Raw genomic sequence first — 15,678 nt, 5'->3', positions numbered from 1 at the left:
GCCGGGCCCTGCGGGCTCATCGGCCGCCGAGCTCACCGGCCGCCGAACCCGCCGAGCTCACCGGACCCGGCGTACAGGCCGGCCAGTATGTCCAGCGCGTCCTTCAGGGTGTTGGGCCTCGCCATCTTGTGGGTGGCCCGGCCGAGCCAGCCGGGGCCGGCGAGCATCATCAGGGGCTGTCTGCGGGCGCCCTTCACGCCCCATTGCGCGGCGGCGACGTGCTGGGCCAGCGGCAGGCTCGCGGAGGACCGCGCCTGGGCCCACAGGACCACGGCCGCGGGCCCCAGCCGGCCGACCGCGGCGAGCAGCGCCTCGGCGGGTACGGCCGCCCCGAACATCCGGGTGGGCACGCCGAGTTCGCCCAGTCCGGCGTTGAGCGCCTCCAGCGGGAGGGTGTGCTGTTCGCCGGGGACGCAGGCGAGCACCACCGGTCCCGGCGCGCCGGGGTCGACGTCCAAGGGCCGGCCGGTGGGCCGGGTGTGCCGGTGCAGGGTGCCGGAGACATGCCAGGACAGCAGGTGCTCGACCTCGACGTACCGGTCTCCCGACGAGGCCCACTTGCGTCCCACCGCGTGCAGCGTCGGCACCATCACCTCCTGCCAGGCGACCGTCAGCCCGTGCTCCTCGACGGCGCGGGCGAGCTGCTCCTGAACCGCGGGGGCGTCGAGCCGGACGGCGGCGCGGGCGAGGCCCCGGCACTCCTGGCGCACGTCGCCGAGGGGCAGCGACCCGGTCGCGGCGGGCACGGTCCGCGCGGCGGGCACGGCCGGGGCGGCGGCCCGGGACGCCGTACCGGCCGCCTCGCCCTGCGCGGCGCGGGCCGCCTCCGCGGGCGGCACCCCGGCGGACGTCAGCCGGCACATCGTCTCCAGCGTCGCCACGTCCTGCCGGGTCCAGCGCCGGTGGCGTCCGTCGGAGCGGGCCGCCGGACCGATGCCGTATCTGCGGTCCCAGGAGCGCAGCGTGGTGGGCGACACCCCCAGTCGGCGGGCCACCGCACCGGTGGTCAGACCCGCGACGGTCGCACCGTCGTTCGATTCCTTGCTCGGGGACTCACCCATGGACCCACTCGGGGTCTCGTCCAGGGACTCACTCGCGGACTCGCTCATGAGTCGACTCTACGGTCAACCGATGCACAACCGATGCGCATTGAGCAGACAGCTCCGCCGCTCACAGGATGTGGGTACCGGTGCCCGTCGACGGTGACGCGGCCCGGTCCGTACGAAGCGAGGAGTCGCTGCCATGAGTCCGGATCCGAGCACCGCGCCGCCCCCCGCCGCACCGCTGTGGACCCGGCCCGAGGAGTCGTACTCCGACGAGGAGCTGGCCCGCGGCCTGGTGGCGGGCGACGAGGCCTGCCTGACCGTCGTCTGTCACCGCTGGTCGGCGCTGGTGCACACGCTCGCCCGGCGGTCCCTGGGGGATGCCAAGGAGGCGGAGGACGTCGCACAGCAGGTGTTCCTGGGGGTCTGGCGCGGCCGCCTCGGCTACCGGCCGGAGCGCGGCACGCTGGCGGGGTGGATCGTCGGCATCACCAGGCGCAAGGTGGCCGACGCGCTCGGCGCCCGGACCCGCCGCGCCGACCTCGTCGCCACGGCCGGCTCCGCGCTCGCGCCCGCGGCGCGGCAGCAGCCCGAGGCCGCCCTCGACCGGGTGCTCGTCCACCACGAGCTGGCCCGGCTCCCGGCCCCCCAGCAGCGGGTACTGCGGCTGACCTTCTACGAGGACCTGACCCATGCCCAGATCGCCGAGCGCACCGGCCTCCCCCTGGGCACGGTGAAGAGCCACGCGCGCCGCGGGCTGCTCCGGCTGCGCAGTTGCCTCGGGCAGGACATGTGCGCCTGAGGCGACACGGGACAGGCGGGCGACCACGCGCCGGGCGGGCGACCCCATACCGAAACCCTTTTCGATGCACGAACAATGCATCGAGCAGATCAGAAGATCGATCGACACCCCGATCTCGCCACCCCCTACACATAAGAGGGAAATAAGAGCAGAATGGGGTGTAAGCGGCGTTCACCGCATACCGCACCAGCGGTTCGGCCCGTCAGTCAAAGGAGACGCGTCATGGCCAACGTCTCACCGACCAGGGGTGACATATCCACTCACCCCGATGCCGCCGAAATGCGGGAACGCTACGCCCGCATGCTCGGTGGTCGTGATGTGGTGCTCATGGACGGGCCGGTGTTCCTGCTCGGCCTGTACTGCGCCGTGTCTCCGTGGATACTGCACTACACGCTGAGCCAGCCGGCGCTCGTGCCCCACAACCTGATCATGGGCGTGGCCATCGGCCTGCTGGCCCTCGGATTCACCGCCGCGCCGGCCCGGATGTACGGGCTGAGCTGGGCCATGTGCGCTCTCGGCGTATGGATGATCATCGCGCCCTGGATCGTCGGCACGAACCCCGACACCGGAATCGTGGTGAACAACGTCGTCATCGGCGCGCTGGCCATCATTCTCGGCATGATGTGCGCGGTGACGGCGGCACGCAGCCTCCCCAAGCCATAAAAGTCTCGCAACTATCGCAGGAGGCGAGTCGACGGGCCGGCCGGTCCGCATCAGGCGGGCCGGCCCGCCTGTGTCCGCCCACGAGCACCCGTCGACGGCCCGGACGCCCCTCGGTGGCCGGAACGCCCGTCGGACGGCCGGTCAGGTTCCGGCCGGCTCCGCGTCGGGCGCGGACCTGGCGTCGCACCCCCCGGCAGTCCGGGCCGCGACAACCCGGCCCGGACTGCGCCCTGGAGAGCCGGGCCGTGCCCTGGGACACCCGGGCCGCGGTGATTGACTCGGTCCGCCTCGCGTCCTAGCTTGAGTGAAGTTAGTAAAGTTTCCTAACTTTATGAGGCTACTTTACGAGGCCGGAGACCGCCGTGTTCCCTCGCCCCGCCACCCGCAGCTGTCTCGCCGCCTCCGTCCTGGCCATGGGGCCGGCCTGGTCGCTCGACCCGGGTTCGCGGGCCGAGGCCCGGCATCCCGCGCCACCGGCCGGACGGGTCCGGGCCGCCCACGGTCCCGCCGCCGCCTCCGGACTCACCGTGCGGGCCACGCTGTTCGACCCCGACGGCACGCAGCGCTACGACCGGACCGTCACCGGGGTGGCGGTCGGCGGCCACGGTGCGCGCGCCACTGCGCTCACGCTGCCCGCGTCGGTGAACGGCCTGTCGACGACGTACCTGGCACGGCTGGTGCTGACCGACCGGACCGGCCGGGAAGTCGGCCGGAACGTGTACTGGCTGTCGAGGAAGGCCGACACGCTCGACCGGGCGCACAGCGACTGGTACCACACGCCGACGACGGCCTACGCCGATCTGAGGGGGCCGGCGTCGATGGCGCGGGTGCCGGTCTCGGCGACGGGCTCGACGGTGTCCGCGGGCGGCACCTCGACGACCAGGGTGACCGTGCGCCGCACCGGCGGCGGCCGGACGCCGTCGCTGCTCACGGACGTCCATCTCGTGGACGCGAAGGGCCGTCCGGTGCTGCCGGTGCGCTGGTCGGACAACCAGGTCGGCCTCTGGCCCGGCGAGTCGACGACGCTGACCGCCACCTACCGGACGGCCGATCTGCACGGCGGTGCGCCCCGGGTGCGGATCTCCGGCTGGAACGCGAAGGAGCTGACGGTACCGGCGGGTTGATCCCGCGGGCCCGGCCGGGGCCGGGCCCGCGGGGCGAGCCTCAGCTGACGTTGAGCGCGGTGTCGTCGATCACGAACGACGTCTGGAGGGTGGAGCCTTCGGTGCCGGTGAACTTCAGCGTGACGGTCTGGCCCGCGTAGCTCGCCAGGCTGAAGCTGCGCTGGACGTAGCCGCTCGCCGCGTTGAGGTTGGAGTACGTGGCCAGGGTGCTCAGGACCGTGCCGGAGCTGTTGAGCACCTGGACCTTGAGGGTGTCGTAGGCCGTGCTGGTGGTCGTCTCCGCCGTGTCGATGTGTGTGTAGAAGCTCAGGGCCGCGGTGGTGCAGCCGGACGGGATGGTCACCGACTGCGACAGGGTGTCGGTGGTGGCGGTGCCGTAGCCGTCGAGCCAGGCCTTGTACGAGCCGGTGCGGGCGGCCTCGCTGCTGGAGTTGGTGATGACGCCGCTGGTGGCGGTCCAGACGGTGTCGCCGGACTCGAAGCCGTTGTTGCCGAGCAGCTGGCTCGCGGTGCAGGTGGTGCCGCCCCCGCCGCCCCCGCCGCTGGTGCCCGTGCCGGCCAGCCAGGCCGTGGCGTTGAGGGCCAGGGCGGCGTTCTGGGCGCCGGTGTCGTTCCAGCCGTCGTAGAGCGTGTTGCCGGACTGACCGGTGCCGTCGTCGACCGGCGAGCTGTCGCCCCAGAAGGCGACGCGGCCGCTGCCGAAGGTGCTGGTCGCGAAGAACGCGCCGGTGTTGCCGGAGTAACCTGTGCGGTAGACCAGGCCCTTGACCGCGGAGTTGTCGGTGGGCTTCAGGGTGACGGTCGTACCGTCGGCGATCAGGCTCTTGGAGACCTTGCCGAAGGAGCCGTTCAGGACGGCGTTGGTGCTGTCGCTGATCGCGGTCGGGTAGTCGGAGCTGACGTCGAGCGAGTCGATCGAGAAGCCGAACGGGTCGGTGGAGTCGACGCTGTTGTTCGTCATCAGGTCGTTGAAGATCTCCACCGCGTCGTATCCGTCGCTGTTGCGGTCGGATCCGGTGTGGTCGGAGATGATGAACAGGCCGCCGCCGTTCTTCACGAAGGTCATGATCGCCGTCTTCTCGGCGGTCGTGAACAGCGTGTTGGGCTCGGGCAGGACCAGCGTGTCGAAGTTCGCCAGGTCGGTCGCCGTGGAGCCGCCGTAGCTGAGGCTGGAGCCGGACGGCAGCGTCTTCAGGCTGTAGCTGCCGGTCTTCTGGAGCGCGACGCCCCAGGACGACAGCGCGCCGGTCCAGGAACTCTCGGAGGTCGGGCTGGAGTTCTGGCCGAGCGGGTCGGGCTGGCTGGTGGAGATGATCCAGTCGGCGTTCCCGGCCGTCTCGGCGTGGGCGTTGTCGAACAGGACGCGGTGCGTGGTGGCCGCGTGGGCCGGTGTCGCTTCGGTGGTGACCTGAAGGGCGGCTGCGGTGACGAGCAGCGCGAAACCGGCGAGGCCGGTGGTGAGTCTGCGGCGGGACCTTCGTGATCCGAGCATCCGTCAAACCTCCGTGTGGGGTGGGGACATCGCGGGTGCGTGCGGCAAATCTGCGCGCGTAGACCGAAGGTGGGGGTGTCTACACGCGTGGAACGCTTGAAAGGTACACGGCAACAAGGCCGGTGGACCATCAAGAGCGGGCAATAACCGGAAGGGACTGCACCCCGCTCCAGTGGGCAGATGCAGTGCAGCGAGGTCCGACCGGAAGGGGAGGAAATGGAGATCTCCAGCATCTTCAGTGCCATCGTCATCGGCATCATCATCGGCGTGCTCGGACGGCTCGTCGTCCCGGGACGCCAGCACATCGGCATCCTGTGGACGATCGCCGTGGGCATCCTGGCCGCGTTCGTCGGATCGGCGCTCGCCGCCGCGTTCGGCGTGGCCGACACCAAGGGCGTCGACTGGATCGAGTGGCTCATCCAGATCGGACTCGCCGCGGTCGGCGTGGCCGCGCTGGACCGGTCCCGGGCACGACGGTAAGGCCCGTCCAACGATACCCGTCGTCCGCCCGGAGGGCGGGCCCGGCGGTAGGGCCACGCGGTAGGGCCACGCGCCCGGCCGCCCGCAAATCCGTTGCGGGCGGCGCTCCGTCACGGTTGGCTGCGGTGGTCCGCCGCCACCGCCCCGACCCTGACGGAGCCGCCTTGTCCCCGCGCATCACCCCGCTCACCGACCCCGAACCCGGAGCGTCGAGCCACCGGCTGGCCTGGCTGGCGTCCGGCCCCGCCGGAGAGCCGCTGGGCTCCGCGTTCCTGCGGCTGTTCGACCGCGAGGAGCAGCGGCACCTGGCCGAACTGGAGCTCTCGGTGCACCCCGCCGAGCGGCGGGGCGGTGTCGGTACCCGGCTTCTGGACGCCGCGCTGGCCGCCGCACGGGCGCAGGGGCGGCGCTCGGTGCTGGCCCAGGCCGAACACGGCTCCCCCGCCGACCTGTTCCTGGCGACGCGGGGCTTTCGGCCCGTGCTGTCCCTGACGTACACGCGGCTGCCGCTGGCGGACACCGACCCCGCCGCGCTCGACGCCCTCGCCGACCGCCCGTGTCCGGGATACCGGCTGACGGAGTGGGACGGCACCGTGCCGGACGCGCTGGCACGGACCTACGCCGATGCCCACCGGGCCATGGACGACATGCCGATGGGGGACATGGACCACGGCAGGGTCGTATGGGACGTGGCACGTCTGGTCGCGGCCGCCGAGCAGGTCGCCCGCCGGGGCGACCTGCTGCACACCGTCGCCGCGGTGGACACCGCGGACGGCTCCGTCGTCGGCTTCAGCGAACTGGTCGTCCCCGGCAGCGGCCGGGGCGACGGACAGCACTACGGGACCGCGGTCCTCCCCGAGCACCGCGGTCGCGGTCTCGCCCTCCGGATGAAGGCGCTGTCGATCCGCCGGGCCCGCGAGCGGCACCCGGAGCTGGGCGGACTGCTCACCGACACCGCGGACGGCAACGCGCCGATGCGCGCGGTCAACGACGCGCTCGGATACGTCCCCACGCACCGGTCGGTGGAGTACCGGCGCGACCTGTGAGGCGCGGGGCGCCGGCGGTCACCCGGCGGGGACGCCGGGACGTATCACGGTACGTACTTACGGCACGTAGACGTACGGCGTCGTCGTGGTCAGTGGTGTGAAGCCGAGGCGTTCGAGGATGGGGCGGCTGTCGTCGGTGGCGTCGACCTGGAGGTAGCGGTAGCCGCGGTCGGCGGCGACGCGGGCGCGGTGGGCGATCAGCGCCCGGTAGACGCCCCGGCCGCGCCAGCTCTCGACGGTGCCGCCGCCCCACAGTCCGGCGAACGGCGTACCGGGGACCAGTTCCATCCGGGCCGAGCTCACGGGCGCGTCGCCGGCGAGGGCCACCACACCGACGAGGGTGTCCGGGTCGGCGGCCAGCCGGGCCAGCATCCGGTGCCGCAGCGAGTCGCTGTCCACGCCGAAGGCCCGCTCGTGCGCGTCGGCCATCAGGCCGACCCCGACGGCGTCGGTGACCGGCAGCAGGCGGATCCCGGCGGGCGGCTCGGCGTCGAGGGACAGCTTCGCCACCTCGGCGACCAGCAGCGTCTCGGTCGGCTCGGGGGTGAACCCGGCCGCCCGGAGCCGTGCGCCGAGGCCGGCCGGCAGATCGTGCCCGTAGAGCTTCCATTCGAAGGTGTGACCGAGGCCGGTGAAGTGGGCGATCTGCTCGGCGATCGCCGCGTCGGCGCCCGCGTCGTCGAGGGCCGACCAGAGGATCCCGTTCCACTCCTGTGCGGAGGCGACCTGGCGGACCACCTGCCCGACGCGTTCGACACGGGTGCCGGGGCCGTCCGGCCGGGCCCCTTCGCGCATGACCCGGTCGTAGAGGGCGAGCAGCGCCTCGCGTTCCGCGTCGTCCGTACGGCTCGTCGGGTCCGTCTCGTTCATATGATCCACATGCCGACCCAAGCATTCCGGAACAGCCGGTTCAACACATTTACGGACGGCACGCCCTGCCCGTCGCACCCGGGACGGGCCCTCGGCATAGCCTGCGGCTCTGGACCAGGTGCCGAGGAAGAGGGGAACGTCATGGTGAAGGACGCCGAGCTGGCGCATCTGCGCCGGTGTGTGGAGCTCGCGGCCGAGGCGTTGGCGCAGGGCGACGAACCGTTCGGGTCGGTCCTGGTGGGCGCGGACGGCGCCGTGCTGGCGGAGGACCACAACCGGGTGGCCGCCGGTGACCGTACCCGGCATCCGGAGTTCGAGCTGGCGCGCTGGGCGGCCGCGCACCTGACCGTCGAGGAGCGGGCGGCGGCGACCGTGTACACGTCCGGCGAGCACTGCCCCATGTGCGCGGCCGCGCACGCCTGGGTGGGGCTCGGACGCATCGTGTACGCGGTGTCGTCGCGGCAACTGGCCGGCTGGTTGGGCGAGTGGGGCGTGCCCGCTCCGCCGGTGCGGACGCTGCCGGTCGGCGAGATCGCCCCCGGGGTGGCCGTGGAGGGGCCGGTGGACGCCCTGACCGAGGAGGTACGCGCGCTGCACCGCCGGTTCCACGTCGGCGCCGTCTGACGGAGGACCCACCGGGGATCCTCCGTCGGGACCGGAGCCGTCCCGGCTCTGCGGTCGGCTCGCGCCGCCGCGGCCAGTCCTCGCCGCTGCGGTCAGCGCTGCCGCTGCGGCCGGAAGCGCCGGTGGAGGGCGACACCGCCCAGCAGCAGGGCCGCACTGCCCGCGAGGGCCGGGAGGGTCTGGTCCGAACCCGTGCGGGCGAGGGAGGGGACCGTTTCTTCTCCGGTGTGCGGCGCGAGGCCGGGCACCTGCTGCTCCTTCGGCGGCACGACCGTCCGCGCCGGCGGCGGGCTCACGGGCTCGACGGGCTCCGCCGACTCGACCGGCTGGTCCGGCTCGTCCGCCTCGTCCACGGAGGTGTTCGTGGACGTGTTGCCGAAGGCCGGGTTGCCGACGCCGACCGCGGTCACCGAGTTGCCGCTGGCGTTCACCGGGAGGTCCACGGGCAGCTGGAGGCCATTGCCGGAGACGACCCCCGGCGAGCCGACCGCCGCGCCGTGGGCATGGGCCCCGCCCGAGGCGTGCGCCCCGGTGACACCGGAGGTCGCGAACGTGCCCGAGGTCCCGGACGTGCTCGACGTCCCGTACCCACCCGACGTACCGGACGTACCGGATGTGCTGGATGTGCCGGATGGGCTGGACGTGCCGGCCGTGCCCGTCGCGACGGTCCTCGCCGAGCCCCTGTTCGCACAGGCGTTGCCCGCCGCCGGGTTGAGCAGCCCCGCGACGTTCACGGTGTTCCCGCACGCGTTCACCGGGAGGTGCACCGGGAGCTGAAGCGTGTTGCCGGAGATCAGACCGGGCGAGCCGGCCGCGGAACCGTCCGCCGCGGAACCGGCGTACGCGGGGATCGTGACTGCCATCGCACCGGAGGCGGCGGCCACGGCGATCACACCGTTTCGCGCTACCCGTCTCATAGGTCTCCCTGCCTTCCACATCGTCGCGGGCGCTCGCCCGCACCGGAGAGAACGCGGGTCGAACCGGAGCAGTTATGGCTGATCGGGCTTTCGCCCCATCGAGCGGCACATATGTCGAACTAGTATCAATACCGTCATACCGGTCATCCGCGTGACGCCGGCGGTCCCGGCGGCCGTGGCGACCGGTCCGACGACGACACCCGGCACGGTGGCAGCGTCGGCCACGACGCCCCGACCAGCGGGATCACGTCCGGAGGCGAGGATTCCGGGCGCCGCCTATCGTGAGCGGGAAGAGCTCGGACCACAGTGGGGCGCGCTGGAGGCACTCATGCCGGCACAGCAGTCGACACGGCCCGCCCTGCGGCGCCGCGCACTTGTCACAGCCGTCGGGCTCACCCTGCTCGGCGGAGGGTTGCCGACGGCGGCCGCGACCGACGGCGGGCCCGATCTGTCCCGGTTCTACCACCAGAAGATCACCTGGTCGCGGTGCCGGGGCAGCGACGCGCCCCGGGACCTGGAGTGCGGCAAGGTCACCGTCCCCCTCGACTACGCGAAGCCCGCCTCCGGCGGCATCTCCCTGGCGCTGGCCCGCTACCGGGCGACGGGGAAGTCGCGCGGCTCGGTACTGCTCAACTTCGGCGGCCCGGGCGGCTCCGGGGTCAGCGAACTGGCCATCGGCGGCAAGGACTTCATGAGCCTGACCAACGGCTACGACGTGGTCTCCTTCGACCCCCGAGGAGTCGGCCGGTCCGCGCCCGTGACCTGCGGCGACGGACTGTACGGCGGCTCGGCGGGCCCGCCGGGCAGCGCGGGGAACACCCTCGACGACCCGAAGGCCGTGCTCGGGCTGCTGCGCAAGGCGGCCCAGGCGTGCGCACGGCACTCCGGACCCGTGCTGCGCCACATGGGCACGGTCGACTCCGCCCGGGACATGGACGTCATACGCCAGGCGCTCGGCGACAAGAAGCTCAACTATCTCGGGTTCTCCTACGGCACCCGGCTGGGCGCGGTGTACGCGGCCCGGTTCCCGCACCGGGTGGGCCGGATGGCGCTCGACGGGGTGGACACGCTGACCGAGCCGCTGGCCGAGCAGGGAGTGGCCGGTGCCGCGGGGCAGCAGGTGGCGCTGGACGACTTCGTCGACTGGTGCGTCCGGGACATCGCGTGCCCGTTCGGCCAGGACGCGCGCACGGCCGGGGAGCAGATCGTGCAGCTCGTCCGCTCCCTCGACGAGGAACCGGCGCTGACGGACTTCGGTGAGCCGTTCACCGGTCAGGACCTCGTCGCCGCCCTCAGTCAGGGCCTGTACAGCGAGAAGCTCTGGCCGCTGCTGGAACGGGCGCTGGCCGAGCTCGTCGAGGACGGCTCGACGGGCGGGATCATGCAGTTCGTCTCCGGCGGCTCCGCGCTCCCCGTCCCGGTCCCGTTGAAGGGCGTACTGCCGCCGTCCGCGACCCGGACCGGCAGCGGACTCGGCGACGAGGCCGACATCCCGGCCGACAACTTCGCGGCGGCACTCGTGGCGATCAACTGCGCGGACGACCCCGACCGCCCCACCGCCGCGCAGGTCACCAAGGACCTCGGCCGGCTGCGCGGCGAGTACGACCAGGCGTCCCCGGTGTTCGGCGAGTACCGCCTGACGCAGGTGCTGATGTGCTACGGCCGCCCCAAGGGCACCACCTACATCCGCGACGACGTCAAGAACCTCACCAGCCCGAAGATGCTCCTGGTCGGCACCCGCGGCGACCCGGCGACGCCGTACCGCTGGACCGTGGAGACGGCCGAGCGGCTCGGGTCGTCGGCCGTGGTGCTCGACAACAGGGGCGAGGGCCATACGGGCTACACGTCGTCGAAGTGCGTGCACGGCAAGGTCGACGACTTCCTGCTGTACGGCTCCCTGCCGGCCGACGGCAGCTCCTGCGGCCCCGACGACGAGAACGCCTGAGGCCCCCGGAATCCGGGAGCGCCACCGTCCCGCGTCGGGTGCCGGCCGTCGGCGCCCGGCCCTCAGGCCACCCGGACCGTCACGAACCGGTCGATCGCCGCGGTCAGTTCGGCGGGCTTCTCCACCGGGAGCTCATGGCCGGCGTCGATGATCCTGACCTCCGCGTCCGGGTAGCCCTTCGCCATCCGCAGCATCTGCCTCACCGGCAGCTGGATGTCGTGGAAGCCGTGGACCAGCAGGGTGGGCGTGCCGATCTCGCCGACCCGGTCCAGGACGTCGAAGGCGCGCATGGCGCCGTACAGCGTCATCACGACCTCGCGCGGGGTGCCGGCGGAGGAGCGCACGTACCGCTTGATCTCCTCGCGCGGGTAGCCGGGGGCGAACGCCCGCTGGATGTTGGTGGCGACGAACAGCTTGAAGGGGACCAGGGTCGAGGTCGCCATCAGCAGCCCGCGCCCCCGGCTGTACGTCATCCGGCTGATCGAGCTGACCAGCACCATCCGCTCGACCCGCTCGGGGTGGGCGAGGGTGATCGTCTGGGAGATCATCCCGCCCATGGAGTGGCCGATCAGCACACAGCGTTCGATCTCGAGGTGGTCGAGCAGGGCGAGCACGTCCCGGGCCAGCTCCTCGATCGTGCGCACCCCCGCCCCGCCGCTCTCGCCGTGCCCGCGCAGGTCGAGCCGGACCACCCGGCGCCGCTCGGCGAAGTGCGCCACCTGGTGGTCCCAGCGGTGCCGGTCGGCGGTCCAGCCGTGGATGAACACCAGGGGCACGCCGTCACCGTCGCGGGGGCCCTCGTCGTCGTACGTCAGGGCTGCGCCGTCGACCTCGAGCTGCGGCATGGGTGCCTCCTGGAGTGCGGTCCGGCCGGACCGGCCACCGAACGGTTACTGACCGGTACGGTAACCGGCCGCCCCCCGTTCCGTCACCGGCGTTCGCCGAGGAATTCGAGGATGTGGCCGAACACGTCGAGCGCCGCGCCCCGGCCCAGGAACGGGTCCAGATGTCCGTAGCCGGGGATCTCGGTGTACGTCACGTCCAACTGCGGCTGGCGGCGGGCGAGCACGTCGTGGCAGAGCTGCTGCGAATCGAGCCACAGCCCGTTCTCGCTGCCCGCCAGCAGCAGCACCGGGGTGTCGATGCGGCCGGCCGCGTCCAGCGCGTTGCGGGGCAGCGCCCGGTAGCGGTGGTCGGTGTCGTGCCAGCGGACCACGCTGCGGGCCAGCTCGATCCGTCGCAGATGGGGCAGGATCCACAGCGGCGCGGGACCGAACAGCTCGGCCAGCCGGTCGTGGGTGGCCTGCGACAGGTTCCCGTGCACGAAGAGGGAAGCACCCGTGCCCCAGGCCGAGTTGTGCAGCATCTGGCAGGTCGGGTCGGGGCAGCTCGCCCGGCGCGAGGCCAGCGCGAACAGCGGCGTGTACTTCGAGCGGAGGCCGACCCTGCGGAAGTCGACGGGGATGTGGTCGATCCGGCCCTTCAGGAGCTCCCCGGCCACCGTCATCCGCAGCGAGGTGCGGCCCGCGAGTTTCGGGGTCAGGAAGACACCCTGGGAGACCACGCCGGCCAGGCCCGGCACCAGGCCCGCGCTCATGCTCATCGACAGGGTGAGGGAACCGATGCAGTGGGCGACCACGAACAGCGGGCGGTCGCCGATCCGGCCGCGGACGTACGAGACGGCCTCGGGGATGTCGTACAGGGCGACGTCGTCGTAGGTGTAGCGCTGCCCGGTCTCGTTGTACGGCAGCCGGCAACTGCCCCGCCAGTCCAGCAGCCACGGCTCGTAGCCCTCGTCGAGCAGCACGTCGACGAGGTTGCGGGTCTCGGGCTGGAGGAACATGTCGGCGGACGCGGTGTGCCCGTGCAGGAGCAGCACGGCGGGCCGGCCGGTGTCCCCGGTCTCGACGCGGGTCAGGCCCAGCCGGACGCCGTCGGACGCCCGGAAGGGGATCTCCTCGACGGCCGCAGGACCCAGACGGTGGCGCAGGGGGCGCGGCGCGGCGGTGGTACGGACCCGGCGCAGCGCGGGCCCGGTACCGGTGGTGGCGGTCCTGAAGATCATCGGTACTGCTCCCTGGAGGTCGGGGTACGGCGCAGGTCGAGCAGCTCCGCGGCGGCCCTGGCGAACGGGCCGAGCAGCCCGCGGCCCATCTCCCGGCCGAACCAGGCGAGCCAGGTCAGCTTGGCGGCCCGCCCCTCCTGCTCGGTGAGGTGCGGGGCGACCCGGATGCCGTCGATCTGGTCGCGGACGTAGGAGTCGGCGGGCACGACGACCTCGCCCACCAGCGCGGCCGGTCCGCCCTCGCGGCCGATCTCGACGCTCAGCGCACGGGTCTGCCGCCACAGGTCGCGGCGGGCACGTGCGTACTTGTGGCCCTCCAGCCACCACGCTCCGCCGTCGGCGTCGATCAACCGCAGCCGGTAGCGCAGGAGTCGGTGGCGCAGACCGTGGTGGTGCGGGATGCCCTCCTCGGGCCGGACCCAGACGTCGCCGCGCTCCACGGTCAGCGGCTCAGGGTGCACGGCCGCGCACCGGACCTCGCCGGTGACGTCCACGCGGCGCTCCCTGACCAGTTGGTGCATACCGGCGATGGAGAGGGTGAGTGCCATGGAGCAGGAGGTCGCGGCGGTGGCGTCGCCGCCGTCTCGGCCCGCGTCGCCGCCGGGGCCGTGGCGGTCGTCGTGCGCGCCGTCGACCGGGCGTACCTCGCCCCGGGTGGTCTCGGTGAACCACAGGTAGGGCGGGTCGTCCTTCTGCGGGAGGCGGGCCAGACCGTCCGCGGCGAGGCTCTCGAACGTCCTCGCCTGCGCCCGTGCGTCGTAGCGGACGGCGGGCGGCAGGTCCAGCGCCTCGACGAGCGCGGCGGTGCGGTCGCCCTCCGCGGCCGGGCCCTGGAGCGTCGCCTCGCACAGCCTGAGGGCGGTGGGGCTGCGCAACACGCGGTTCAGGAAGCCGAGTTCGGGGACGGGGTCGGCCTCCAGACGGGCCAGGGCGTCGGTGCGCCACTCGTCCCAGTCCCGTACGCGCACATGCATCCCGCCGAGCGCCATGTCGCGTACGACGTCGTCGAGGGTGTTGGGCACGCCGGTGAGGTTGTAGTCGAAGCCCCAGGCGTCCGGCTCGCAGACCACGGCGACCGCGACCCGGCTGACCCAGTCCACCGGCGCCGCGTTGAGACAGCGGAAGGCGGGGACCGTGCGGAGGCGGCCGAAGGCCGAGATCAGGCCGCTGCTGAGGTCCTGCGGGTTGTGGGCGCCGGTGCGGGTGTGGCCGCCGATGCCGCCGGGGCGCAGGGCCGAGACCACCAGGCCGTGGTCGCGGGCGCGGCGCAGCGCGACCTCGGCGGCCCACTTGGACTGGTCGTAGCCCGCGACGAGGCGGTCCACGTGGGCGAGCGGGTCGTCCTCGCCCATCGAGGTGATGCCGACCTCGTTGAACACGGCGATGGAGGAGATGTGGTGCAGGGGCTTGGGCCTGCCGGTCGCGGCCAGTTCGGCCAGGGTGAGCGCGCCGAGCACGTTGCTGCCGCGCAGCGACGGGTAGCCGCGCAGGAAGTCCACGGCCGCCGCCACGCCGACGACGGCGTCCAGTTCGTGGGCGAGGGTGTGCCACAGCTCCTCGGACAGGCCCAGGCGTGGCCGGCGTATGTCGCCGGGCAGCACGGTGATCCGCCGCCGTACCTCCGCCGACCAGGGAAGCCGATAATTCCGCAACTGCGCCGCGAGGCGCCCGACGGCCGCCTCCTCGTCGGGCGCGCGGACCAGGCAGTGGACGTGCGCGTCGCTGTGCCGCAGCAGGTCCAGCAGCATGTGGCTGCCGAGGAAGCCGGTGGCCCCGGTCAGCAGGATCCGGCGCGGCGGCAGCGGCTCGGGGACGTCGACGAAGGGCAGCCGGTCGGCGAGCGCGAGGTCGGCCAGGATCTGGTCGAGGTCCTCGCGCCGGGCCCTGGTGCGGGGGACGGCGGGCGAGGAGGCGACGGTGGACGGCGGGACGGAGACCGCGGCGCGTGGCGCGGGGGCCGGAACGGGCGCCGCGGAGGCCGGGACACGAGCCGCGGAGACCGGCCGGGTCGTGTTGACCGCCGGGGCCGCAGGGCCGCCGGGCACCGCCGAGGCTTCCTGCGGGCGGGCCGCGAGGTTCGCGAGCGCGGCCGCCGTGCCGCCCGCCGCGACCCAGTGCCGGGCCAGGCTGATCGGCCGGGCGTCGGCGAACACCTCGTCGAGGTCGAGCTCCACGCCGAGGTCGCGCTCCAGCTCCGCGACGAACTCCACGGCGTGCACGGAGGTGCCCCCCGCGTCGAAGAAGTCGGCGTCGGGCGCGAGACACCCCTCGGGCAGACGACGGCCCGCCGCGGCGGCGATGACGGCCGCCACGGCGTCCACGTCCGGCACCGGATCCGCTTCCCGGACCGGGACCACCGCGACCGGCGCCGGGTCCGGCACCTCGCCCGAGGCGTCGGTCTCGTCGGTCGGCTGTGCCGCGGTCGCGCCGGCCGCCACCTTCGCCAGCAGTTCGGTCACGCCGAGCCCGCCGCCACCCCGTTCGATCGACTCGGCGACCGACCACGGCCGCCGGGTGTCCTCGGTGGCCTCGGTGGCCTCGCTGTTCACGTCACGCATGAGAGCCCTTCACGTTGCGCACGGTCCTTTCCGTCATGCCCGCTCCCCC

Annotated in this window: 13 protein-coding genes and 1 pseudogene; 7 read left to right on the top strand and 7 right to left on the bottom strand. The window is 73.0% G+C overall.

Annotation, left to right across the window (positions count from 1 at the left end; all coding sequences use genetic code 11):
* Positions 1-32: 32 nt before the first annotated feature.
* Positions 33-1,061, bottom strand: a complete 1,029-nt coding sequence (locus tag ACWC24_RS17840; protein ID WP_450663835.1) for a MerR family transcriptional regulator — start codon at positions 1,059-1,061, stop codon at positions 33-35.
* Positions 1,062-1,242: 181 nt separating this feature from the next.
* Here ACWC24_RS17840 and ACWC24_RS17835 point away from each other — a divergent pair, with 181 nt between their 5' ends.
* The 3 genes and pseudogenes from ACWC24_RS17835 to ACWC24_RS17825 form a co-directional block, all read left to right on the top strand.
* Positions 1,243-1,845 (top strand): sigma-70 family RNA polymerase sigma factor, encoded by a 603-nt coding sequence (locus ACWC24_RS17835; RefSeq protein WP_450663758.1) that lies wholly within the window; start codon positions 1,243-1,245, stop codon positions 1,843-1,845.
* A 222-nt stretch (positions 1,846-2,067) separates the two neighbouring features.
* On the top strand, positions 2,068-2,508 hold the full coding sequence (locus ACWC24_RS17830; protein ID WP_450663757.1) for an SPW repeat protein: 441 nt from the start codon (positions 2,068-2,070) through the stop codon (positions 2,506-2,508).
* Positions 2,509-3,014: 506 nt separating this feature from the next.
* Positions 3,015-3,632: pseudogene (locus ACWC24_RS17825) on the top strand (exo-beta-D-glucosaminidase); the annotation flags it as partial.
* A gap of 40 nt (positions 3,633-3,672) precedes the next feature.
* On the opposite strand, the gene ACWC24_RS17820 reads toward ACWC24_RS17825, so the two are convergent.
* Complete coding sequence (locus tag ACWC24_RS17820; protein WP_450663756.1) at positions 3,673-5,124, bottom strand: hydrolase; 1,452 nt, start codon at positions 5,122-5,124, stop codon at positions 3,673-3,675.
* A 216-nt stretch (positions 5,125-5,340) separates the two neighbouring features.
* Between ACWC24_RS17820 and ACWC24_RS17815 the strand changes: the two genes are divergently transcribed.
* Together ACWC24_RS17815 and ACWC24_RS17810 are read left to right on the top strand one after the other, a co-directional pair.
* Entirely contained in the window at positions 5,341-5,604 is a 264-nt protein-coding gene (locus ACWC24_RS17815; protein ID WP_450663755.1) for a GlsB/YeaQ/YmgE family stress response membrane protein, read from the top strand.
* Between the two features lie 164 nt (positions 5,605-5,768).
* On the top strand, positions 5,769-6,650 hold the full coding sequence (locus tag ACWC24_RS17810; protein WP_450663754.1) for a GNAT family N-acetyltransferase: 882 nt from the start codon (positions 5,769-5,771) through the stop codon (positions 6,648-6,650).
* A gap of 57 nt (positions 6,651-6,707) precedes the next feature.
* Here the strand turns inward: ACWC24_RS17810 and ACWC24_RS17805 are convergent, their stop codons facing one another.
* Positions 6,708-7,520 carry a GNAT family N-acetyltransferase gene (locus ACWC24_RS17805; RefSeq protein WP_450663753.1) on the bottom strand — a complete coding sequence of 271 codons (813 nt, stop codon included), beginning with the start codon at positions 7,518-7,520 and terminating at the stop codon, positions 6,708-6,710.
* A 141-nt stretch (positions 7,521-7,661) separates the two neighbouring features.
* Here ACWC24_RS17805 and ACWC24_RS17800 point away from each other — a divergent pair, with 141 nt between their 5' ends.
* Positions 7,662-8,144 carry a nucleoside deaminase gene (locus tag ACWC24_RS17800; RefSeq protein WP_450663752.1) on the top strand — a complete coding sequence of 161 codons (483 nt, stop codon included), beginning with the start codon at positions 7,662-7,664 and terminating at the stop codon, positions 8,142-8,144.
* 92 nt (positions 8,145-8,236) lie between these two features.
* On the opposite strand, the gene ACWC24_RS17795 is transcribed toward ACWC24_RS17800, so the two are convergent.
* Positions 8,237-9,061, bottom strand: a complete 825-nt coding sequence (locus ACWC24_RS17795; RefSeq protein WP_450663751.1) for a chaplin — start codon at positions 9,059-9,061, stop codon at positions 8,237-8,239.
* Positions 9,062-9,389: 328 nt separating this feature from the next.
* Between ACWC24_RS17795 and ACWC24_RS17790 the strand changes: the two genes are divergently transcribed.
* Positions 9,390-11,006 (top strand): alpha/beta hydrolase, encoded by a 1,617-nt coding sequence (locus tag ACWC24_RS17790; protein WP_450663750.1) that lies wholly within the window; start codon positions 9,390-9,392, stop codon positions 11,004-11,006.
* 62 nt (positions 11,007-11,068) lie between these two features.
* On the opposite strand, the gene ACWC24_RS17785 is transcribed toward ACWC24_RS17790, so the two are convergent.
* The 3 genes from ACWC24_RS17785 to ACWC24_RS17775 form a co-directional block, all read right to left on the bottom strand.
* Positions 11,069-11,851, bottom strand: a complete 783-nt coding sequence (locus tag ACWC24_RS17785) for an alpha/beta fold hydrolase (protein ID WP_450663749.1) — start codon at positions 11,849-11,851, stop codon at positions 11,069-11,071.
* Positions 11,852-11,934: 83 nt separating this feature from the next.
* Entirely contained in the window at positions 11,935-13,071 is a 1,137-nt protein-coding gene (locus ACWC24_RS17780) for an alpha/beta hydrolase (protein WP_450663748.1), read from the bottom strand.
* Complete coding sequence (locus tag ACWC24_RS17775; protein ID WP_450663747.1) at positions 13,068-15,629, bottom strand: thioester reductase domain-containing protein; 2,562 nt, start codon at positions 15,627-15,629, stop codon at positions 13,068-13,070. The genes ACWC24_RS17780 and ACWC24_RS17775 overlap by 4 nt, the downstream gene beginning before the upstream one ends.
* Positions 15,630-15,678: the final 49 nt, after the last annotated feature.

It is taken from the genome of Streptomyces sp. NPDC001443 (assembly GCF_053597355.1).
This window is presented reverse-complemented; position numbering and strand designations above follow the sequence as displayed.

Bases quoted from the DNA above. Each gene is read 5' to 3' on its own strand.
- ACWC24_RS17785 (WP_450663749.1), bottom strand. From the start codon at position 11,851: ATGCCGCAGCTCGAGGTCGACGGCGCAGCCCTGACGTACGACGACGAG.
- ACWC24_RS17840 (WP_450663835.1), bottom strand. From the start codon at position 1,061: ATGGGTGAGTCCCCGAGCAAGGAATCGAACGACGGTGCGACCGTCGCG.
- ACWC24_RS17805 (WP_450663753.1), bottom strand. From the start codon at position 7,520: ATGAACGAGACGGACCCGACGAGCCGTACGGACGACGCGGAACGCGAG.
- ACWC24_RS17835 (WP_450663758.1), top strand. From the start codon at position 1,243: ATGAGTCCGGATCCGAGCACCGCGCCGCCCCCCGCCGCACCGCTGTGG.
- ACWC24_RS17800 (WP_450663752.1), top strand. From the start codon at position 7,662: ATGGTGAAGGACGCCGAGCTGGCGCATCTGCGCCGGTGTGTGGAGCTC.
- ACWC24_RS17775 (WP_450663747.1), bottom strand. From the start codon at position 15,629: ATGCGTGACGTGAACAGCGAGGCCACCGAGGCCACCGAGGACACCCGG.
- ACWC24_RS17790 (WP_450663750.1), top strand. From the start codon at position 9,390: ATGCCGGCACAGCAGTCGACACGGCCCGCCCTGCGGCGCCGCGCACTT.
- ACWC24_RS17830 (WP_450663757.1), top strand. From the start codon at position 2,068: ATGGCCAACGTCTCACCGACCAGGGGTGACATATCCACTCACCCCGAT.
- ACWC24_RS17815 (WP_450663755.1), top strand. From the start codon at position 5,341: ATGGAGATCTCCAGCATCTTCAGTGCCATCGTCATCGGCATCATCATC.
- ACWC24_RS17795 (WP_450663751.1), bottom strand. From the start codon at position 9,061: ATGAGACGGGTAGCGCGAAACGGTGTGATCGCCGTGGCCGCCGCCTCC.
- ACWC24_RS17780 (WP_450663748.1), bottom strand. From the start codon at position 13,071: ATGATCTTCAGGACCGCCACCACCGGTACCGGGCCCGCGCTGCGCCGG.
- ACWC24_RS17820 (WP_450663756.1), bottom strand. From the start codon at position 5,124: ATGCTCGGATCACGAAGGTCCCGCCGCAGACTCACCACCGGCCTCGCC.